Genomic DNA, 20,857 nt, shown 5'->3' with positions numbered 1-20,857 from the left:
GGACTGTCCATCTTGCGCTCCTATTTCGTGATGCTCAGCTCGCCCGGCGCGCCGTCCATCGCCTTGTGCGGCGAAGAGGTGGCAATCAGCAAACCCAGCGTCAGCACATAGGGCGCTGCGAAGAACAGGTAATAGCCCTGGGTCACGCCGACCGATTGCAGGGCAGGGCCAAGCGCGCCGGCGCCGCCGAACAGCAGCGCCGCCCAGAAACAGTTCATCGGGCTCCAGCGGGCGAAGATGACCAGCGCCACCGCCATCAGGCCCTGACCGGACGAAACGCCCTCGTTCCAGCTGCCGGGATAGTAAAGCGACAGATAGGCCCCGCCGACACCGGCCAGCGCGCCCCCCGCGCCGGTGGCCAGCAGGCGCACCAGATCGGGGTTCAGCCCCATGGCGCGGGCCGCATCGGTACTGTCGCCCACCACCCGGATGGTCAGCCCGATGCGGGTGGATTTGAACATCCAGCCCAGCGCCACGGCCAGCGCCGCCCCGATCAGGAACAGCGCATTGACCTGCAGCGCCGCCTGCACCTGCGTGACGCTCGACCACCAGCCCAGCGGGATCGCGGGCAGATCCGGCGCGACCGGCTGAATATATGGTTTGCCGAAAAAAAACGCGAGGCCAGAGCCCAGCAGCATCATCGCAATGCCGATGGCGATGTCATTGACACCCCGGAACTTGCAGATCCAGCCGTGAAACAGGCCAAATAACGCACCGGCCAGCGCCGCCGCCAGCACGCCCAGCCAGGCCGATCCGGTCTCGAAAGCGATGGCATAGCCGGTCATCGCGCCGAAGATCAGCGTGCCCTCAAGCCCCAGATTGATCCGGCCCGACCGTTCGGTCAGGCATTCACCCAGCGACACGAACAGAAACGGGGTCGAGACCCGGATCGCGCCGCCCAGAATGGCCAGCGGCACGCCCCAAAGGCCGATATCGGCGGCAGCGCTCATGTCCGGCTCCAATAGGCGGCGGTGAAGATGCGAAAGCGGCCATACAGGGTTTCGCTGAGCAGGATCATCACGAACACGATCCCCTCCAGCACCAGAACGGTGGCGTCGGGCAGGTCCATCCGCCGCTGGATCAGACCGCTTGAGGCCTCGAACCCGGCCAGCAGGATCGACACCGGAATGATGGCCAGCGGGTTATGACGCGCCAGAAAGGCCACAAGGATCCCGGTATAGCCATAGCCCGACACGAGCGAGGCATTGGCCGAACCCAGCACGGCAGAGACCTCGAAGAACCCGGCCAACCCGGCACAGGCCCCGCCCAGCGCGGTGAAGCCGACGATCAGCTTGCCCACCGGCAGGCCCTGAACCTGCGCCGCGCGCACGTTGTCGCCCGCGATCCGGGCCGCGAAACCGATTGTCGTGCGCTCGATCAGCACCCAGCACAGGATGCAGGCCAGAACCCCGGCGGCAAAACCCCAATGCACGTCGATCCCGATCGGCATGTCGCCCACCCGCAGATGTGCGGGCAGCGTCCCGGTCGAGGGTTTGTTCAGACTGGTGGGGTCACGGAACGGCCCCTCGATCAGATGATTCATCAGCGCGATCGCGATATAGGCCATCAGAAGCGAGGCGATGGTTTCATTCACCCCGCGCCGGAACCGCAGCAGACCCACCGCGCCGATCCAGATGCCGCCCGCCAGCGCGGCCACGACCGCCATGCAGACGAACCCGACGGCGGACGGCGCCCCGGCGACCGCCAGCCCGGCCACGCCCGCCGCCAACCCGCCCAGGGCAATCGCCCCCTCACCGCCGATCACCACCAGCCCCAGCCGGGCCGGAAGCGCGACGCACAGTGCCGCCAGCAACAGCGGCGACACCCGCGACAGGGTATTCTGCCATGAAAACGCCGTGCTGAACCCGGCCTTGTAGACCAGCCCATAAAAATCGGCCGGCGATTTGCCCAGCACCAGCAAGAACAGCGAAAACACCAGCAGCCCGCAGATCAGCGCCGCCAGGGGAATGACGACCGCCTCTGCCCTGGGCATCAGCACCTGAAGTGCCGATGCCCCCTGGGCCGCCGGTGGTGTTGCCGCTGAATCGCGCATGATGTCCCCGGATCAGCTGGTCGAGCCGATCACGCCCTCCACCAGATAGTCCATGCTTTCCAGCGCCACGTCGGTTTCGACGAAAGACTGGCCCACGGCCGCGATCACGTTGCCCTTGTTATCCTTCATCGGGCCGGTGATGACGGCATAGCCGCCCGCCATAATCTTGGCCTTGGTGTCTTCGAACTGGGCGCGCGCCGCGTCCGAGACCGCAGGGCCAAGCGGGCTCATCTTGATGAAACCCTCGGCCAGCCCGCCGCGCACGAAATTGCCGATCTCGCCGCCATCCAGCGTGGTCTGCACCATGTCGGTATAGACGCTGGCCCAGTTCCATTCCGCGCCGGTCAGATACATGTCGGGGGCCAGCGCGCTTTGGTTCGCGTGATAGCCGCAGATATAGGCACCGCGCCCGGCGGCCGTTTCCATCACCACCTTGGGTCCGTCCACATGGCAGGTGATCACGTCGCAGCCCTGATCGGCCAGCGCGTTGGTGGCTTCGGCCTCTTTCACCGCCAGCGACCATTCGCCGGTGAAGATCACCTGACAGGTGATCGACGGATCCACCTGACGCGCGCCCAGCAGGAACGAGTTGATGTTCAGCAAAACCTGCGGGATCGGCTTGGCGGCGACAAAACCGATCTTCTTGGTCTTGGTCGCATGGCCCGCCGCGATCCCGTTCAGGAACTGCCCCATGCCGATATAGCCGAAATACGACCCCACGTTCTTGGGGTCGGTGTCGGCATTCCACAGCCCGCCCGCATGTTCAAACCGCACATCGGGGTATTTCGGGGCCAGTTCCAGGATATGCGGGTTGAAATAGCCGAACGAAGTCGGGAACAGCAGCGATGCCCCGTCGAAGTTGATCATCGATTCCATTGTGCTTTGCACATCGACCGTTTCGGGGACGTTCTCTTCCTCGACGACGGTCACGCCGTCCATGGCCTTGACTGCGGCGGCGCCTTCGGCATGGGCCTGATTATAGCCGAAATCGTCCTTCGGCCCGACATAGATGAAACCCACGGTCAGGCCGCCTGCGGCCTGCGCGGGGCGGGTGGAAAACGGGCTGGCCAGTGCCGCGGCAGCAGCTGCGGTGGTGCCCAGAAAATGACGTCTGGTAAGGGTGGTTCTGTCTGACATACGGGTGCTCCCTGGCGGTCGCGCAGGGCCGGGGTGCCGGATCGACAGCCCGGCGGCACAGCGCGAACAGATTTCATTCGACAGCCCGCAGCCTAATGTGAAAAAGCGGTTCTGACTTATGCTAATTTTCGTCAATAGCGGTGAAAAAAACGCACCGCCCATGGCCGCCGCCTCTACAGGCTGTGCACCTGAAGCGCCTGCATCAACTTTTGCACGAACTTGGCCGACCCCACCGGCAAGGTCCGCCCCCGAAGCTGCCCCAGCAGCAGGTTACCCGGCTCGACATCCTGCGGCGACAGCGCGCGTGACACCATCCCGCCCAGCGCGTCAGGCTGCAGCCCGATGGGGAACTGAAAACTGATCGCATTTTCATGCAACACATAATGGCGCATGAAATCGAACGACTCGGCCTCGACAATCGGCGACACCGCGCAAGAGCTGGTTTTCTTGGCCGCATCGTCCAGCAAGATTCTGATGGCATATTGGGGGCTTGGCGCGACATGCGGATAGGCCAGGCAATCGCGGATCCGCAGCCGTTCCTTGCGGGCAAGGGGATGATTGGCGCGCATCAGCGCGTGGATCGGCTGCGAGGCGGAATGCAGAACCTCGAAATCGACCAGATGCCGGGGTTCGAACACCAGTGCGATGTCGCTGCGGAAGGTGCTGAGCTCGATCTCGGCCTGCACCCGGTCGCGCACGTTGACGCCGAAGGTCACGCCGGGATGCTCGTTGCGGTATTCGGCGATCTGGGCGGGCAGGAAATAGGGCAGCAAGGCCTGCGAACAAGCGATGGTGACATGGCCCCGGCGTTCCCCGGCCAGATCGGCAACCTGCGACTGTAACCGTACCAGATCGGATTTCTGGGCGCGGATATGCTGGATCAGCAGCTCGCCGGCCGGGTTCAGCCGCACGCCGCGCGTCAGACGCTCGAAAATCTCATAGCCGAACTCATCCTCGAAACGGTTGATTCGGCGGTTCAAGGCAGAGGCGGTGATGTTCATGTCCTCCGCCGCCTTGCGGATGGACCCTGCCTGCATCACTGCTTCGATAAAGCTGAAATCCTGAAGATGTTTCATGCGCGCCCCCTGAGCGGTGCATTTTCTGCACCGGTTTCGCGCAACCATAGCAACCATTCCGGCGCCGACGAAAGAGGGCCGCAAGGGCGCGGGGCCCCCCCATCTGACCCGGAAACGGTGCAAAGCCCAAATTCTGCGCAGACATTGTCGAAAAACGGGCACTGGCCCACGCGCGGCAATCGGCCCTTGCGCCGTCCAGTCTGGTATTGTCTCTCATTTTCAAGCCACGTAAAGAATAGAGGCACTGTATTCCAATTCTATATGTGAGTTAAATCCATGAAGATTGCCGTTGCCGGGATAGGCTATGTCGGCCTTTCGAATGCAATTTTGCTGGCCCAGAACCACGAGGTCGTCGCGCTGGATATCAGCGCGGACCGGGTCGCGCTTCTGAACGAGCGCCGCAGCCCGATCATCGACCCCGAGATCGAACTCTTCCTCGCGGAAAAGCCGCTTAACCTGCGGGCCACATTGGACAAACACGACGCCTATACCGGCGCCGATTTCGTGATCGTGTCGACCCCGACCAATTACGACCCGCGCACCAACCATTTTGACACCAGTTCGGTCGAGGCGGTGATCGCCGATGTCAGTGCGATCAACCCCGACGCGGTGATCGTCATCAAATCGACCATCCCGGTGGGCTATACCAAGCGTGTCTCGGCGGAAATGGGCAACGACAACATCATCTTCTCGCCCGAATTTCTGCGCGAAGGCAAAGCGCTTTACGACAACCTGCACCCATCGCGTATCGTGGTTGGCGAACGCTCGGCGCGGGCGGAAACATTCGTGGAACTTCTGAAGGAAGGCGCGATCAAGAAGGACGTGCCCACGCGGCTGACCGACCCGTCCGAGGCCGAGGCCATCAAGCTGTTCTCGAACACCTATCTTGCGATGCGCGTGGCCTATTTCAACGAGTTGGACACCTATGCCCAGGTGCATGGCATGAACTCGCGCCAGATCATCGAGGGGGTCGGCCTGGACCCGCGGATCGGCGGCCATTACAACAACCCGTCCTTCGGCTATGGCGGCTATTGCCTGCCCAAGGACACCAAGCAGTTGCTGGCCAATTACGATCAGGTCCCGCAGACCCTGATCCGCGCCATTGTTGACGCCAACTCGACCCGCAAGGATTTCATCGCCGACAGCATCCTCGCCAAGCGCCCCGGCATCGTCGGGATCTATCGGCTGACCATGAAGGCCGGATCGGACAATTTCCGGGACAGCTCGATCCAGGGCATCATGAAGCGGATCAAGGCCAAGGGGATCAAGGTGATCGTCTATGAGCCGGGGCTGGATACACCGGATTTCTTCAACTCACCGGTGGTGAACGATCTGCCTGCCTTCAAGATGCAGGCCGACGTGATCGTCGCCAACCGCGCAACGGATGAATTGTCCGATGTCGCCGATAAGATCTATACGCGCGACCTGTTCGGCGCGGATTGACCCCGTCACGTAAAGGATCCCCCATGCGCACCGCCCTTGTGACCGGTTCGGCCGGCTTCATCGGATATTTCACCTGCAAATGCCTGCTTGAAGACGGCTTTCGCGTCATCGGCCTGGACGCGATGAGCGACTATTACGATGTGACGCTGAAAGAGCGCCGCCAGCAGATGCTGCTGCAAAGCCCGGGCTTCACCGCGATCAACGACAAGGTCGAAACCCCCGACTTGCTGATGGATCTGTTCGCGCGAGAACGCCCCGATGTGGTGATCCACCTGGCCGCGCAGGCCGGGGTGCGCTATTCGATCGACAACCCGCGCTCGTATCTGGAAAGCAATATCGTCGGCACATTCGAGCTGCTGGAAGCCGCCCGTGCCTATCCGCCCCAGCATATGCTGCTGGCCTCGACCAGCTCGGCCTACGGCGCCAACACCCACATGCCCTATACCGAGACCGACCGCGCCGATCACCAGATGTCGTTCTACGCCGCGACCAAGAAGGCGACCGAGGGCATGGCCCATTCCTATGCCCATCTGTACGATCTGCCGATCACCATGTTCCGCTTCTTTACCGTCTATGGCCCCTGGGGCCGGCCCGACATGGCGCTGTTCAAGTTCACTAAGGCGATCCTCGAGGGCCGCCCGATCGACGTCTACAACTACGGCGACATGAAGCGCGATTTTACCTATGTCGAGGATCTGGTCCGCGGCATCCGCCTGTTGATCGACGCGGTGCCGCAGCGCCCCGAAGATGGCGTGGTGCCCGAGGGCGACAGCCTGTCGCCGGTGGCGCCCTGGCGGGTGGTCAATATCGGCAACTCCAACGCGGTCCAGCTGACCGACTTCATCGCCGCGATCGAGGCCGCAACCGGCCACACAGCCGAGCGTAACCTGATGCCGATGCAGGCTGGCGACGTGCCCGCCACCTGGGCCAATGCGGCGCTGCTGAAATCCCTGACTGGATATACCCCGCAGACCGGGGTGGACGAAGGCGTGGCCGGGTTCGTCGAATGGTATCGGCAGTATTATCAGGTCTGAACCCTCGGCCCCACCGGCAGAAAACCCCGGTAAGCTGCCGATGGTCTTGATCGGGATGCGGGCCGGCGGTTATCAGGGCAAGGAGATTTCATTCGCTCCGAAAAACTCTGTGCCGCGCAGCCCCCGACGCCCCGTCATATTGTCTCATTTGTCCCAAATCGAGAATTAACATGCCCGCCCTGACCTGTTTCAAAGCCTATGACATACGCGGCCGCCTTGGCCACGATCTTGACGAACCCATCGCCTATCGCATCGGCCGGGCCTTTGCGCGCGCGCTGGGGGCCACACGCGTGGTGGTGGGCCGCGATATCCGCACCTCCTCTATCGCGCTGACCGAGGCGGTCGTGGCCGGGTTGCGCGCCGAAGGGGCCGAGGTGCTGGACCTTGGCCTGTGCGGCACCGAAGAGATGTATTTCGCCACCAGCCATTTCGCAGCCGACGCCGGGATCGAAATCACCGCCTCGCACAATCCGATGAATTACAACGGGATGAAGATGGTCCGCGCCGGATCGGCCCCGCTGGACGCCGCCACCGGATTGGCCGAGATCCGCGCCCTGGCCGAGGCCGACGCCTTCGGCCCCGAACGCGGCACCGGCAGCCGCCGGGATGTCAGCACCGAGGCCCGCGCGGCCTTTGTCGACAAGGTTCTGTCCTTCGTCGACATCGCACAACTGCGCCCCCTCAAGGTCGTGGTCAACGCCGGCAATGGCGCGGCGGGCCCCACCTTCGACGCCATCGCCGCAGCCCTTGCAGCGCGTGGCGCGCCGCTGCGGTTTCACCGGATGCATCACAGCCCCGATGGCAGCTTCCCCAATGGCATCCCCAACCCGCTGCTGCCCGAAAACCGCGGCCCGACCGCCGAAGCGGTGCGCGCGGAAAACGCCGATATGGGCATCGCCTGGGACGGCGATTTCGACCGCTGCTTTTTCTTCGATCACGTCGGTCACTTCATCGACGGCGAATATATCGTGGGCCTGCTGGCGGCGGCGTTTCTGGCCAAAGAGCCCGGCGCGCAGATCGTCCATGACCCGCGCGTCGTGTGGAACACTCAGGATGTGGTGGCCCGTGGCGGCGGGGTGGCGGTGCAGTCGCGCACCGGCCACGCCTTCATCAAACAGGCGCTGCGCGACACCGGCGCGGTCTATGGCGGGGAAATGTCCGCGCACCACTATTTCCGCGATTTTGTCTGCTGTGACAGCGGCATGATCCCCTGGCTGCTGATCGCCGAACTGATGGGCCGCAGCGGCCAGTCGCTGGGTGATCTGGTCGGCAGTCAGCGCGCGGCGTTTCCTTCGTCGGGCGAAATCAACTTTCGCCTCGACGATCCGGGTGCTGCGATGGAAACGGTGGTGGCGGCGCTGGCCCCCGATGCGCTGTCGCGCGACGATACCGACGGGGTCAGCCTGACCTTCGCCGACTGGCGCTTCAACCTGCGCAGGTCGAACACCGAACCCCTGGTCCGGCTCAACCTCGAAAGCCGGGGAAACCCGGCGCTGATCGATGAAAAGGTCGGCGTGATCCGGGGTCTTCTGACCGGCGCGCAAACGGGTTAGCGCGAATATCCCGGAACCATCGGGCCAAGCAGGGCAACCCGGCGGTAAAACCGCAGATAGACAATCACGATTGCCGCCACCAGCGCCGGGATGCTGGCGTTCACCTGATTGCCGATGACGACAAACAGCGACGACAGCAGCGGAAATATCCACATGACGACACTGGTCATCGGATTGCGCAGATCGGGGTGGCCGATCCTCTTGGCCAGTCCGCGTGCCAGGCTGCGGTGCACCAGGCTGTGCAGGTGAAGCCGGTCCGGCTGCCCGGGATCGGTTCCATCCCGCTTCATCCGGCGCCAGATCGACACCATAGTTTCGGTGACCGGATAGGAAAGCGCCACGAGTCCGATCAGCGGCGATACCTCGGGATTGCGCGCAGGCAGGGCGACCGCGACCACAGCCAGCAGAAATCCGACCGAATAGGCGCCCGCGTCGCCCAGGAAAATCTTGCCAAACGGAAAGTTGAGCAAAAAGAACCCGGCCAGCGCCCCCAGGGTCAACAGGGCACAGTTGAACAGCGCCGTGTCCCCGGCGGACCAGGCGACATAGGCGAAGCAACCCATCACAATGATCGAACAGCCCGACGCCAGCCCGTTGAACCCGTCGATAATGTTGATCGCGTTGGCGATACCGCTGATCGCAAAAGCTGTGAAAACCAGGGAAAACGCGGGAAAAGCCAACAGCCAGTCCGCCCCTGGGATATTGACGTGATCAATGCTGTAACCGGTCAGAAACGTAAAGATCAGCCCCGACAGGGCAGTCGCCGACAGGCGCCATTTGACCCCGACCCGCTTGGTCAGATCCTCAGCCAGGCCGGACAGAAAGGCCGGCAGCGCCGACAGGCACAGCAGCCACCAAAGGGCCTGCGCCTCGGCCGGCAGCAGCAGACCACCAATGATGGCCGCGACAACCAACCCGATGCCACCCACCCGGGGCGTCGGCGCCTTGTGCACTTTCTGAATGCCCTCGTGGCTGTCCATCGTGAAATGCCCATGCATGTCACGCGACATCACCAGAAACAGGCAAACCAGAAACGAGACCATCAACGCGCAGCTAATCGCTGCGTACGATGCGAAGGGAAGCATATCAAAATCCAATTGCATGTTGCTCAGCCGAGCGGAAAGAAAAAAGACGCTTATGCGCCGGTATAAAACCGGCCCCCACCGAACTTACATACAACATTACAGTAACAGAAATCCTTCGCAACTCAGGGGCACGCCTCCACTCGCACACAAAACGCCGCAGGCAGCGCAGACATTGCCGTAACGGCAACTTCTTGCCGATTGGAAGCGGCCGGCAGCAGGCAGAACGCGGGATGACGCAGCGCTTGACCAGTCATCCTGCTATTTCTCGTCGGTTTTATATGCATAGCGGTAATTGTAGTAGTAGTGTCGGCTGCCATACGCCCCCCCCATCGCCGTATAACCATTCAGAACCGCGCCAGCGATTCGACTGCCGGCGGTTTCAAACATCTGGCGAACGGCCTCGACCTCTCTGATCGCAGTTTCCATGTGACGCACCACGACGATCGTTGCCCCGACGCTGCGCCCCATGATAACCGGATCGGTCACCGCCAGCGTCGGCGGCGAATCGATGATGATCAGATCATAGCGGGTGTTCAGCTCTTCCAGCAACTCGGGGAACGTGGCGCGCATCAGAAGTTCCGACGGGTTCGGCGGGAACCGGCCCGACGGGATCACATCCAGCGCATCAACTGGCCCTCGACACAGGACCTCGTCCAGGGTTTTCTCGCCGGCCAGCAGCTCTGCCAGGCCGGGCGTATTGCGTTCCAGCCCGAAATAGCGCCGCAGGTATCCGCGCCGCAAATCGGCATCGACCACACAGACCTTCTGACCGGCCTGGGCTGAAACCACCGCAAGATTGACAGCGTTGAAGCTTTTGCCCGCCCCCGGTGCAGCCGACGTGAACATCACCGTACTGGTCTTGGCATCGAGCATTCCGAAATGCAGGGATGTCCGCAGCGACCGCAACGCCTCGACCACCAGATCGTCCGGCTTGGTCAGGGCCAGAATCGGCAAGGTCCCGCGCATGGCCCGGTGATTGGCGGCGTCGTGGGAATAGTTGATCGTGGCAAAAACCGGCAGGCCGATCTTTTCCAATTCCTCGGCGCCCAGCACACCACGGCGCAGCATGTTGCGCAGCAAAACCGCCCCGGCCCCTGCGAACAGCCCAAGCAGCAGCGCGAGCAGCAGCACCCGCCCCTGCCTGGGCTTGATCGGAAGCACGCTTGCCTGCGCCCTGTCGATGATACGGACATTTCCGATGCTTGATGCCTGGACGACCTGCAATTCTTGCGCCCGGTTCAACAACTGCAAATAGACCTGCTGCGCCACTTCCAGATCGCGCGTCAGGTTGAAGATTTCCTTTTGCGTCTCCGGCAGCGCCCCGGTTTCTTCACGCAGTTCCGACAGCTGGCTTTCGATCCGTTCCCGGTTCTTTAGAAGCGCCTGATAGGACGGGTGATTTACGGTGAAGCGCGACTTGTACTCTTCCTCCTGTAGCGCAAGTTCGCTCAGTTCCTGTTCAAGCTGCGTCGCGCGATCCAAAAGGGTCTGGGTCTCATAGCTCAGATCGACGGATTGCTGTTCTTGACGATAGAGGTTCAGCGCGGTCTGTGCCTCGGCCACCCCCTGTTTGGACGCCGGCAGCTGCTCTTCGATGAATTGCAGGCTTTGGCGTGCTTCCGCAGAACCGCGGGAAATGTTCTGTGCGACATAGGCCTGCGCTATTGCATTCAAAATCCGTTCGGCCTCGCGCGGATCGGCGTCCGTGAACGTAAGCTTCAGAATGGAGGACTGGCGGCTGCTTTCAGTTACGGCAAGCCTGTTCCGAAGGTTCAGCGCCATCTGGCTTTCGTTCCTCTTGCGGACAACGAATTCCCGCCCTGGCTTTCCCTCCAGTTCGTCTATGCGCATGGAAAAGCCCCGCGCGTCATCCCCCAGCCGCTCGCGTACCTGGCCGGATCGCTCGGCGCCATCGGGCAATCTGACCGTATATCCGCCGTCCCCTGTCGAGGTGACGATCAGTTCTTCACCAATCCAGTGCTCCGGCACGACAAGTTCACCCAGCTTGATGCGCTCATCGCTCCAGGCATAAGGGGTCAGGCTATCCCAGCCGGGGTCGGACAGGGGATAGCGCGTCAGCGCCTCGCCGATCACCGGCAGACGCCGGGGGCTGGCGCTGACCCCCAGGTCAAGCTCCCGGACCACCTGTTCCAGAACCATTCTTGAGCGCAGAATCTCGATTTCCGTCGACACCCGCGGATTTTCCCCGGCCAGATCCGACACCGCCAGCGGCAAAGCCAGACCACTGCTCTTTTCCTCGAGCTGCAACAGCCCGTCGGCGCTGTAGATCGGCTGCGTCAGCATGACCATGATCTGGCCCACAATCAGCGCAAGCATGACGGTCAGTCCAATCCAGATCTTGCCCCCCCAGATCACCGCCAGAAATTCGAGAAGGTTGATTTCGTCGTTTTCGGCTTCCGCTACATGCGACTCGTTGCTCATTGCGTCTACCTGTCCAGCTTGGTTGCCCAAGTCTGGGCTGCCTGGGTTATCTCGTCAAAAATTCTCTGGTGAAACTCGCGCCGTCGCTGATAGGGGTCGGCGATCCCCTTGCCCCCCGACCATTGGTCGAACAGCAGGGTCTTGCCAGACAGGTGCGGTGCGGTGCGGATGACATCTGCGCGGTGGCCCTGCTCCATGACCAGGATCAGATCGAAATCGGTCGCGAGTTTCGCGGAAAACTGCCGGGCCACATGGCCGTCCAGCGAAATCCCATGGGCTGCGGCCACCTCGGACATGACCGGATCGGCGGGATGGCCGACCAACGCGCCAAGCCCGGCGGATTCGACCCGAAGCTGCGGAAGCAGATTGCGCAGCACCCGCTCACCGGCAGGGGAGCGGCAGATGTTGCCGACACAAACGACCAGAACGGAACTTATCATGCCGCCCTACTCACCCAACTGGTCCACAGCCCGCGCGGCGGCCACTGAGGGCAGCAGATTGCTGATCAGCAGGTTCCATTTCGAAATCGGCGCGGTTGTGACATAGATCACGTCCTGCGGCAGCACGGTGAACCGCGTTCCCAGCAGAAAGGCGACCGGCGTCGACGCGTCCAGCTGGTAGACCGTGATTCCCTGATCGCTGTCGCGGAACACAAACACACCGCGTGCATCGGCGCGATCCTCGCGCAGGCCGCCGACACGGGTCAGCGCCTGGGTCAGGTTCACATTCTCACGCGTCAGGTCGATTGTCGCGGGCTTGACAATCTGGCCCAAAAGGAAGGCTTCGGCCAGCGTCAGTCGCGGCACGTTGACCACATCGCCATGGTACAGCACCGGGTTATTGGCGCTGGCCCCGGCCTCCAGAAACGCCTGAAGATCGACATTGTAAACCGCTCCGCCGCGGCGGATGGTGACGCCGTGCGGGTTGGCCTCTTCGGTCAGCCCGCCGGCCGCATCCACGGCCTGCAACAGGGTCAGCGGCGACGCCGACAGCGGCTGCCGGTTCGGCGCGGCCACCTCGCCCGTGACCGAAACATATTGTGAGTTATAACCCACGACCCGCACTTCGAGCTGCGGATCCGGGATGAATTCTGAAAGCGCCAACGTCAGGTTCGTGCGGATGGTTTCGGGGGTCAGCCCCTGTGCCGGAATCTGCCCGACATAGGGATAGAAGAATGTCCCGTCTGCCTGTACCCGCAACCCCGAATCGATCGGGCTGCGCCCCTCGCCCGCGGGCAGCGTCAGTTCCGGGTGATCCCAGGCGACGACATCCAGAATGTCGCCCACACCGACGCGGTAGTTCCAGCCGCCATTGGACGGCAGCGTGGTCTTGATGCGCCCCTGAACCCGGGGCTTGTTATAGTCGTTTATATTCTGCGCGGTCAGTTGGACAATGGACACATTGGTGCCAAGCGCTTCCACGCTGTCTTTTTGCGCCTCTTCCCGCACCGGGAAGTCAGTCTTGGTGATGCCGCAGGACATCAGAAGCGAGCAGGCAATGAGAACCATTGTCCAGTAACGCATTTATCTGCCTCTTTATCTTACTTGTGTCGTCTGTTCTGCGGCTCGGTGGGTGGGAAAACGACGCACGCCATAGTAACAGCACGGGCTACATCAGGATGATGCAGCCCGCCCGGCAACTACGAATGGCAAATCCCCCTCATCCCCGATCAATGGCAAAGCGGACACCATCCGACCGGTAAGGCAGATCAATTCCGCAGCAGGGGCGCTCAATCAACGAGTGCCCGATGTTGACGAAGACGAAGACGAACTGCTGGCAGCCGCGACACCGGCGACCAAAACCGTAGTGCCAACGACAGCGAGAGTCGTAACGCTGAGGCCGCCCACCAGCCCCGCACCAGCACCGATACCAGCACCGGCGCCGGCGCCAGCAGCGCCAGCACCACCACCAGCAGCGCTAGCACCGGTGCCGGCACCACCAGCGGCCTGAGCTTGAGCTACGACCGGAGCGCCGGCAAGGGCGGCAACGGTAACGAGGGACAGGCAGATTTTTTTCATGGCAAACGCCTCCTGAAACTTTCTATCTTGATTTAAACTCTACTCAAAATCGCGGCGTGGCACAACACGGCCTAAGAAACTCTGGCCCCGACGACACCGTATTGCAACGCTTTCTCAGGGTCACAGCAGCAGATGCTCAAGCGAGATCTCGCCGATCTGCGGGCCGACCCACTGGCGCGACTTCCATATCTGCCCGTCCGCCGTACCGATCCAGTACAGATTCTCGAAACCCGGCATCCCCGCGCCGCCGGCATCCGGCGTACAGGTTTCCCGAATCCGCCGCGTGGCGTGCCCGGCGCCGCCGGTCAGGACAATCGACTCACTGCCCTGGGTCACATAGCGGCAGGTATAGGTCTGCCGGATCTCGTGGTTCTCCCCATCAAGATAGCGATGATCGCGGCGCGCACTGCCGCTGCCCCGCCGCACTGCGGGGACCACTTGGGACACATCGGCGATCATCAGATCCTGCCCCAACCCCCGGGTGCCGCCCAGAATGCCACGGTAAAGGTTCAGCCCGACACCGTCACCGCTGACCCAACTGCGCCAGTCGCCGTTGCGGCCCAGGATGACCAATGTGGCCACCGCGTCGCGCGTGGGAATTTCGGCCCACAGCAAGGGCCGGTCGATCCCGGCCAGAAACTCCGGCGTGATCATCGCACGCGGATCGGCCGCCGCATCGCGCCCGGCGGTCAACTGGCCCAGGATCACTGCCAGAGGCTCGTCGCGCGTGGTTCCGCACCCCGCCATCAACCCCAGCAGAACCGCCAGCCGGACATACTTGCGAAAGCTCGTTTCGATCATCGCCAGAACCGCCCCCATTGATCGTCCAACTCGGGCGCGTGATAGTCCCGCACCTGTTCATACAGCCGGTTCCGGACATTCAGCCGTGCCCCGCCATCCCGCTGCAGCGGGCGAATCACTGCGGTATCGCGTCGCTGCGACGGCTGGCCCATGAACCAGGATTGCGGAATTGTCAGGCGGAGCCCCTTGTCGAACGAACCTTCGCCGAAATCCTCAGAGGATACATCCGTCAGCGTTGCGAACGCCCCCACCTTCCAGCCATTGTCAAAGGTCCGGTCCAGCGAGAGCGTCGCCCCCCAGTCCCCCGCCAGATAGCGCCCGGCATCGACCTGCACCTCGAACCCGTTTGTGAGATCGTAATAGGCCGAGGCATGGCCGGTCACGACGTCATAATCATATTCGTCGAAGCCGAACAGTTTGTCGGTATCGCGCTGTTGGACATAGTTCATCTCAAGTCCCAGCGCGAGCCGGCTCTCGACCGGCTTCCACAGCACCTCGCCCGAAACCCCGCCGTACATCTCTTCGAGATAGCCCAGCGACAGACGGGCATAAAGATCGCGCGCCGGATGCGAGAAATGATCGAGCGTCAGGTATTCGACGCCGGTCTTGCCATTGCGGGCATAGAGATTGGCGTCCGAGCGCACATGCGGCAGCACCGAGTCAGAAACCCGGGTGGCGTCGTCGCGGTTGCCGATCACCTTGGCGCGCACCGCCCCCGACAGCGACAGGTTATGGGTCAGGTGATACTGCGCCTGCAGCTCGACACCGGCATCGGCCCGCAACGGATCATCGGGGTCGAAGAACGAGGTGGCGAGATAGGGACCCAACCCCCAACTGAACCGGGGCAGCGGCTCTACAACCATTTCCGGCGCGGCGCCGGCCGGGCCGATTTGGGCGGCGGCCCAGCTTTGCGCGATACCATCGGGCGCATATTCCAGCCGCTCGATATCGCTGCGCATCAGGGTAACGCGGGCCACGCCCATGCCTTCGACCGACGGCTCGATCTCGAACCGCTCGACCGAAGGGGGCAATATCGCGGTCAGGATGCGTGCGGTCCGGCCAAGCGCCTGAGGCGGATTGTCGAACCGGGTATTGCGCAGCCGCAGCCGGGCATGGTCGGGGCTCAGCTCCAGCCGCTCCAGCACCAGCCCCTCGGCGGCCAACGCCTGCGCCAGCAGATCGGCAAGCGCCGCGCGCTGCGCCGGATCCTCTAGAATCGCGCCGTCCCAGCTGTCTGCCGCACCGCTGCGCACCACCACCGGGAACGGCGCCGGGCTGTGGTCGCCGCCCAGCGGGGACTTGCGCGGATTGAGCGTGAAATTGACCGTCAGTCCCAGTTCCGAGCCATGCAGATACTGCGCGCCCAGCGTCACACCGGGAAGCCAGCCATAGGATAGACCGAAATTGAACGGCGACTCGCGGTCGATCAGACCCCGACCCTCCTCCCGCTCATAGGCGTCCGAGGAATATTCCAGCTTCAGTGCCAGTTTGTCCGTGGCCTGCCACTGTGCCCCGGCAAACAGCGCGGCGGGCCCGTGGAACCACTGATCCACATTGGGCTGGCCGCCCTCGTCCTTGGAGGCCGGGCGGGTGTCGAAGGATCCGTCGAGCGCCCCCAGCGGGTTGTCGAAACTGCCGAAGCTGCCCAGCCGCCCCCAGCCGAACCCGCCGGAAAATGCCAGGCGCGGGGTCAGGTGCTTGGTCGCGACCAGATATTCCGCACTATAGACACTGGTGCCCGCCAAATCCCGCAGCCCCACCGCCATCGCGGGGCGCCAGGTGCCTTCGTTCAAAAACCGATAGTGCAGATCGAAGCTCCGGTCGTACAATGACTTCCCGGTCGCGCCGTAATCTTCGAGTATGGTATACCGGAACGCGCCGGTCAGCCTGGGGGTGATCTGAAACGCCAACGTGCTGCGCGTCAATCCATCTATAGCGGCAATGGTGGTCGCCAGTTCCGCATCGGGCATGGTCAATGCCGACGGCATATCCAGCAGACCCGGCATGCCATAGGTATTGAGCAACGTGCCCGACGCCGTCTCGACGGTCTGGGCCATCAGCGCCCCAGGGGCGGCACATCCCAGATGCACGGCAAGAAGACCGCCCCGAAAGATACCGGATGTTCGCTGGGTCATTCTTACGGGCCCTCGATCTTTTTGCCGCCGCCTAGGTTCGATCCGTAAAGAATACCCGCGTTCATGCCAACAGCTGGCGTGCAAATCGGCATCTGATCAGACCTTCTGCATGTGTTTTGTTTCAACCGCCACTCTGGTGGACCGGCCCATGATGTCCATCAGCACCCAAACCCGCTGATCCGGCGCGATTGCTTCGACCGTCGCCACGAAATCCGCAAACGGACCGGCCGACATGCGCACCTCGCTGCCGGGGGGCAGTTGCTCGGGCGGCAACAGCCGGTCGTCCCTGTCGCAACGCGTCATCAGGCTGCTTATCAGGCGCGATGGCACTCTCTCTGGAAAACCACTGCCGAAGCTGACAAGGCGCGCAACGCCATAGGTGCTGTTGACCGCGCGCCATGGTGCCGCGTCACGCCCGAAACCGATGAAAAGATAGCCCGGAAACAACGGCCGAAGTTCTTTCTGAAATCGGCCGCCTTTGCGGCGTGTTTCTTCCTGAAGCGGGCAGAATACCCGAAATCCCTGACGCCGCAGATTGTCGCCCGCGATCCGAAGAGAGTTCGGCTTCAGCTGGGCCAGGTACCATGGATCTTGAGCCCCGTGCATTTCAGCTTGTCCCATTTTCCACCACAATTCATTATTTATATTCAGTTTTCTGCCCCGCCACGACAAACTGAACGCCTGCTTAGTTTTGATAGCACATGTCAATTTTCAGGGAAATGCACGCATTCCGATTTGTCTGGCTGCCCCTTCTTTCGCCGCCCGACACCGTTGTGTTGCGCGGATTTCCGCTGGTTCGGCCTATATGTCGGCAACGCCCCCCTGCGGCATCAGGACGCCGCGATCCCGTGTACCGGGTTCTGCCAGTTCTTCGCCCGTGTGCGCAAAACCGTCTGAAACTGCTCGAACATCGCGATGGTGGCGGGGTCCATTTCACCCACCGGTCCGGCCACATCCAGCACCAGATTGATCGCACGCAGCCGGTCGACATCATCGCGCAGCAGCTTGGGCAGGGTCTGGATCGCCTGCTTGCCGGCCAGATCCACGATCAGGCTTTGCTCGTGGATCAGGTGGTTGCGCTGCTCCGCGCTCATCGTGTCGAAGGGCGGGCGCGAATGCAGCATCGCGTTGGATCGCTCCAGCCGCTCGCGTCGCACCGACCCGCGCGCGCGGGCCAGCAGGATCATCATCCGCACGATGGCCTCGGGGTAATCGCCCCTGTCGACATGGCTCAGCACATCGCGCACCTCGGGGAAGCGCGAAATGTCATGGGCGGCGGGGGTATGCGGGGCCGCCTTCGCCAACCCGCGCATCCACGGGCTCGCGTAAAGCGCGTGAAAGCCCAGCTCGATCGCGGCATCGCGGCTGTCGCGGTAGAAATCCCAGCCCTGCTCGACCAGATCGGCAAAGGCATGCTCGGCGACCTTGAACATATTGTCCTGGGGCGCCGGCCTGCGCCGGGCACGCACGACCTGCGCCTGATCGCGAATGTTTTCCATCGCCGGGCTGGTGGTGGAAAACAGCGCCATCTGCTGGCGCATCGGATGCAGGGCGCGGCCCATCTCGGCCAGTTCGGGCGTGACGATGGCATTCAGCCAGGGGCGCAGCGTCAGTTCATAAGTCTTGGTGCCCCAGTCCGACAACTCGGACACGATCGAAAATTCCTCTTCGATCTCGGGCCCATCGCTCATGGCGCGGATCTGCTCGATCCCGCGGGCCTCGAACGCCACCTGAAAGCCGGTCTCGTCCTCGCCGATGATCATCTCGTAAAGGCCCGGCGCCAGCGACTCGATCGTCTTCACGACAGAGGTGATCTGCTTGTGCTGGGTCGTGGCCACCTTGGCCGAAACGAAAATACCCAGATGGCCGACGCTGTCATGCAGGGTATAGACGATCACATGGCCACGCGCGCGCAGTTCTTCGGTCGTGTCATACAGATCGGCGATCCAGTGCAGCGCCTGCTGCGGCGGGGTGATATTGTCGCCGTGGCTGGCGAAGACCACAACCGGTGCGGTGATGCGCGTCAGATCGACCGGTGTGCCGTCGTTCAGAACCGCCTGCCCACGGGTCAGCTTGTTGCCGATGAACAGGTTCTCGACGATCCAGCGTATCTCGGCCTCGTTCATGAAATAAAAACCCGACCACCATCTTTCGAAGTCCAGAAAGCGCTCGGTCCCGCCGTCGATATCGGCGAACAGGTCATAGTTCTTGCGCCACCAGGTCTTGGCCGGGTTCAGCCCCTCGAAATTGAGCACCAGGCTGGCACCGTCGAACGTGCCGCCCCCCAGATCCGAGGCCAGCAGCGCCGGCATGGCCCCGCCCGCCAGACCACCGTAATAGCGAAACGGGTTCTTGCCCACCTCGCCCGCCCAATAGGACAGCGGCGCCCCGGCAATGACCAGCGGACCGGTCAGATCGGGATGGGTGGCCGCCAGGATCATCGCGGCCCAGCCGCCCTGACAATTGCCGGTGATCAGCGGTTTGGGGCTGGCGGGGTGCAACGCGGCGATCCGGCGCAGAAAGATCGCCTCGGCCTCGCACACGTCGGCAAGGGTCTGGTCGGGTTCGGGATGCGGGAAGAAAATCACGAAATAGACCGGATGACCGTCGCGCAACGCAACGCCGACCTCTGATTCCGCCTTGAACCCGCCGATGCCGCTGCCATGGCCGGCGCGCGGGTCGATGATCACCCAGGGGCGGCCATCCTCGCGCGTGGGCGGGAACCCTGCGGGCGGACGGATCCGCACCAGCGAATAGTTCACCGGCCGTTCAAGCGTGCTGCCGTCCACCACCATCTCGTAATCGAAGACCAGAACCGGCTTCAGCCCTTCGGCCTCGCGCGCCAGGGCCGCATCGCTGCGCTGACGCAACGCATCCAGAAACAGGATGCCGCGCTGCTGGAAATCCCCCAGATAGGCCCGCAACTCGCTGCTCATGGTCAGCGGGTCCATCATCGTGATCAGGGTTTGGGCGGCGCTGACGGTCTGTGACCAGTCGGCAATGGCCGTCTTGGTCAATTCGGTGCCATGCCTGGCGCCCAGCCTGCCGAGCAGTTTCACCTGCGCATCGGCCTTTTGCCAGATATCCGCGACCTCTGCCAGTTTGCCGTGCAGGTCGCCAGAGGTGTCCTTCGGCTGTGTCATGGTCTTATCCTACGATGTGGAACCCGCCATCAATGTGATGCACGCCGCCGGTGACGTTGCGAGCCTCGTCACTGGCCAGAAAGGCCGCATAAGCGCCGACATCCTCGATCGTGGCCAGATGATGGGTCGGCGCGCGCGCAGCGGCGGCGTCCAACAACTCGTCGAAATGGCCGATCCCCGACGCCGCCCGTGTCTTCAGCGGGCCGGGCGACAGGGCGTGAACCGAAATTCCCTGCGGCCCCAGCTCGGCCGCGATATAGCGCGTGACCGATTCCAGCGCGGCCTTGACCGGCCCCATGATGTTGTAATTCTCGACCACCTTTTCCGCACCGTAAAAGGAAACCGTCATGCAGGTGCCCCCCTGCGGCATCAGCGGCTCCGCCGCGCGGACCAGCCGGATGAACGAGGCCACCGAAACATCCATCGCGGTCAGGAACCCTTCGCGCGAACAATCGGTCACCCGCCCGTGCAGGTCGTCCCGGGGGCAATAGGCAATGGAATGCAGGCAGATGTCGACCCGGCCCCATTGGGCGGCGATCTGCTCGAACAGGGCGGCGAACTGCCCGTCCTCACGCACATCGAGCGGCGCGATGATCCCGGCCCCCAGCTGTTCGGCCAGCGGGCGCACATGCGGTTCGGCCTTGTCATTCAGATAGGTGACCGCCAGATCGGCCCCTTGGGCACGCAACGCCTGTGCACAACCATAGGCGATGGACTGCTCGTTCGCGATCCCGAGGATAAGCGCCTTCTTGCCAGCAAGTGAAAACATCGCCTTACCCCTCGCGTCCTGATCCTAGATCTATCGGCAAAGTGTAACAGCCTAGCGTCACGGCTATCGCAATATGGGCCGCGGACCAGCGCCACCCATGCCGCGCCCAGCCGGTGCGGCGATCGGACCGGCGCACTTGCGCGGTTGCCGAGCGACAATCAATTCTCG

Annotated in this window: 16 protein-coding genes; 3 read left to right on the top strand and 13 right to left on the bottom strand. The window is 62.8% G+C overall.

The window, feature by feature from the left end:
• Nucleotides 1-20 precede the first annotated feature (20 nt).
• From ACSR1C_RS03280 to ACSR1C_RS03265, 4 genes are all read right to left on the bottom strand, one after another.
• Nucleotides 21-950: an ABC transporter permease gene (locus ACSR1C_RS03280; protein WP_460257883.1), complete on the bottom strand. Its 930-nt coding sequence runs from the start codon at nt 948-950 to the stop codon at nt 21-23.
• Nucleotides 947-2,053, bottom strand: coding sequence for an ABC transporter permease (locus ACSR1C_RS03275; RefSeq protein WP_460257882.1), 1,107 nt, complete (start codon nt 2,051-2,053; stop codon nt 947-949). The genes ACSR1C_RS03280 and ACSR1C_RS03275 overlap by 4 nt, the downstream gene beginning before the upstream one ends.
• A 12-nt stretch (nt 2,054-2,065) precedes the next feature.
• Nucleotides 2,066-3,190, bottom strand: a complete 1,125-nt coding sequence (locus tag ACSR1C_RS03270; RefSeq protein ID WP_460257881.1) for a BMP family ABC transporter substrate-binding protein — start codon at nt 3,188-3,190, stop codon at nt 2,066-2,068.
• A gap of 173 nt (nt 3,191-3,363) precedes the next feature.
• Complete coding sequence (locus tag ACSR1C_RS03265) at nt 3,364-4,266, bottom strand: LysR family transcriptional regulator (RefSeq protein WP_460257880.1); 903 nt, start codon at nt 4,264-4,266, stop codon at nt 3,364-3,366.
• A gap of 276 nt (nt 4,267-4,542) precedes the next feature.
• Here ACSR1C_RS03265 and ACSR1C_RS03260 point away from each other — a divergent pair, with 276 nt between their 5' ends.
• The 3 genes from ACSR1C_RS03260 to ACSR1C_RS03250 all read left to right on the top strand — a co-directional run bounded on the left by ACSR1C_RS03260 (nt 4,543) and on the right by ACSR1C_RS03250 (nt 8,296).
• Entirely contained in the window at nt 4,543-5,709 is a 1,167-nt protein-coding gene (locus tag ACSR1C_RS03260) for a nucleotide sugar dehydrogenase (RefSeq protein WP_460257879.1), read from the top strand.
• Between the two features lie 23 nt (nt 5,710-5,732).
• Complete coding sequence (locus ACSR1C_RS03255; RefSeq protein ID WP_460257878.1) at nt 5,733-6,743, top strand: SDR family NAD(P)-dependent oxidoreductase; 1,011 nt, start codon at nt 5,733-5,735, stop codon at nt 6,741-6,743.
• 170 nt (nt 6,744-6,913) lie between these two features.
• Nucleotides 6,914-8,296 carry a phosphohexomutase domain-containing protein gene (locus ACSR1C_RS03250; protein ID WP_460257877.1) on the top strand — a complete coding sequence of 461 codons (1,383 nt, stop codon included), beginning with the start codon at nt 6,914-6,916 and terminating at the stop codon, nt 8,294-8,296.
• Here the strand turns inward: ACSR1C_RS03250 and ACSR1C_RS03245 are convergent.
• The 9 genes from ACSR1C_RS03245 to fabI all read right to left on the bottom strand — a co-directional run bounded on the left by ACSR1C_RS03245 (nt 8,293) and on the right by fabI (nt 20,689).
• Nucleotides 8,293-9,339 carry an MraY family glycosyltransferase gene (locus ACSR1C_RS03245; protein WP_460257876.1) on the bottom strand — a complete coding sequence of 349 codons (1,047 nt, stop codon included), beginning with the start codon at nt 9,337-9,339 and terminating at the stop codon, nt 8,293-8,295. The genes ACSR1C_RS03250 and ACSR1C_RS03245 overlap by 4 nt on opposite strands.
• 300 nt (nt 9,340-9,639) lie before the next feature.
• Nucleotides 9,640-11,823: a polysaccharide biosynthesis tyrosine autokinase gene (locus ACSR1C_RS03240; protein WP_460257875.1), complete on the bottom strand. Its 2,184-nt coding sequence runs from the start codon at nt 11,821-11,823 to the stop codon at nt 9,640-9,642.
• A 5-nt stretch (nt 11,824-11,828) separates the two neighbouring features.
• Entirely contained in the window at nt 11,829-12,263 is a 435-nt protein-coding gene (locus tag ACSR1C_RS03235; protein ID WP_460257874.1) for an arsenate reductase/protein-tyrosine-phosphatase family protein, read from the bottom strand.
• 6 nt (nt 12,264-12,269) lie between these two features.
• Nucleotides 12,270-13,346 (bottom strand): polysaccharide biosynthesis/export family protein, encoded by a 1,077-nt coding sequence (locus tag ACSR1C_RS03230; RefSeq protein ID WP_460257873.1) that lies wholly within the window; start codon nt 13,344-13,346, stop codon nt 12,270-12,272.
• A 615-nt stretch (nt 13,347-13,961) separates the two neighbouring features.
• Nucleotides 13,962-14,660 (bottom strand): YjbF family lipoprotein, encoded by a 699-nt coding sequence (locus tag ACSR1C_RS03225; protein WP_460257872.1) that lies wholly within the window; start codon nt 14,658-14,660, stop codon nt 13,962-13,964.
• The gene (locus ACSR1C_RS03220; protein WP_460257871.1) at nt 14,639-16,777 is read right to left on the bottom strand and encodes a YjbH domain-containing protein; all 2,139 of its coding nucleotides are present in this window, start codon (nt 16,775-16,777) and stop codon (nt 14,639-14,641) included. The genes ACSR1C_RS03225 and ACSR1C_RS03220 overlap by 22 nt, the downstream gene beginning before the upstream one ends.
• 96 nt (nt 16,778-16,873) lie before the next feature.
• The gene (gene nusG, locus ACSR1C_RS03215; protein ID WP_460257870.1) at nt 16,874-17,449 is read right to left on the bottom strand and encodes a transcription termination/antitermination protein NusG; all 576 of its coding nucleotides are present in this window, start codon (nt 17,447-17,449) and stop codon (nt 16,874-16,876) included.
• Between the two features lie 158 nt (nt 17,450-17,607).
• The gene (locus tag ACSR1C_RS03210) at nt 17,608-19,920 is read right to left on the bottom strand and encodes a DUF3141 domain-containing protein (RefSeq protein ID WP_460257869.1); all 2,313 of its coding nucleotides are present in this window, start codon (nt 19,918-19,920) and stop codon (nt 17,608-17,610) included.
• 4 nt (nt 19,921-19,924) lie between these two features.
• A complete protein-coding gene (gene fabI, locus ACSR1C_RS03205) occupies nt 19,925-20,689 on the bottom strand; it encodes an enoyl-ACP reductase FabI (RefSeq protein ID WP_460257868.1) in 765 nt (254 codons plus the stop codon).
• Nucleotides 20,690-20,857: the final 168 nt, after the last annotated feature.

Source organism: Actibacterium sp. D185-2 (assembly GCF_054954595.1).
Note: the sequence above shows the minus strand (reverse complement) of the source record. Positions and strands in the feature narration are given on the sequence as shown.

Bases quoted from the DNA above. Each gene is read 5' to 3' on its own strand.
- ACSR1C_RS03265 (WP_460257880.1), bottom strand. From the start codon at position 4,266: ATGAAACATCTTCAGGATTTCAGCTTTATCGAAGCAGTGATGCAGGCA.
- ACSR1C_RS03270 (WP_460257881.1), bottom strand. From the start codon at position 3,190: ATGTCAGACAGAACCACCCTTACCAGACGTCATTTTCTGGGCACCACC.
- ACSR1C_RS03235 (WP_460257874.1), bottom strand. From the start codon at position 12,263: ATGATAAGTTCCGTTCTGGTCGTTTGTGTCGGCAACATCTGCCGCTCC.
- ACSR1C_RS03210 (WP_460257869.1), bottom strand. From the start codon at position 19,920: ATGACACAGCCGAAGGACACCTCTGGCGACCTGCACGGCAAACTGGCA.
- ACSR1C_RS03245 (WP_460257876.1), bottom strand. From the start codon at position 9,339: ATGGTCTCGTTTCTGGTTTGCCTGTTTCTGGTGATGTCGCGTGACATG.
- ACSR1C_RS03230 (WP_460257873.1), bottom strand. From the start codon at position 13,346: ATGCGTTACTGGACAATGGTTCTCATTGCCTGCTCGCTTCTGATGTCC.
- ACSR1C_RS03255 (WP_460257878.1), top strand. From the start codon at position 5,733: ATGCGCACCGCCCTTGTGACCGGTTCGGCCGGCTTCATCGGATATTTC.
- ACSR1C_RS03275 (WP_460257882.1), bottom strand. From the start codon at position 2,053: ATGCGCGATTCAGCGGCAACACCACCGGCGGCCCAGGGGGCATCGGCA.
- ACSR1C_RS03220 (WP_460257871.1), bottom strand. From the start codon at position 16,777: ATGACCCAGCGAACATCCGGTATCTTTCGGGGCGGTCTTCTTGCCGTG.
- ACSR1C_RS03280 (WP_460257883.1), bottom strand. From the start codon at position 950: ATGAGCGCTGCCGCCGATATCGGCCTTTGGGGCGTGCCGCTGGCCATT.
- ACSR1C_RS03260 (WP_460257879.1), top strand. From the start codon at position 4,543: ATGAAGATTGCCGTTGCCGGGATAGGCTATGTCGGCCTTTCGAATGCA.
- ACSR1C_RS03240 (WP_460257875.1), bottom strand. From the start codon at position 11,823: ATGAGCAACGAGTCGCATGTAGCGGAAGCCGAAAACGACGAAATCAAC.
- fabI (WP_460257868.1), bottom strand. From the start codon at position 20,689: ATGTTTTCACTTGCTGGCAAGAAGGCGCTTATCCTCGGGATCGCGAAC.
- ACSR1C_RS03225 (WP_460257872.1), bottom strand. From the start codon at position 14,660: ATGGGGGCGGTTCTGGCGATGATCGAAACGAGCTTTCGCAAGTATGTC.
- ACSR1C_RS03250 (WP_460257877.1), top strand. From the start codon at position 6,914: ATGCCCGCCCTGACCTGTTTCAAAGCCTATGACATACGCGGCCGCCTT.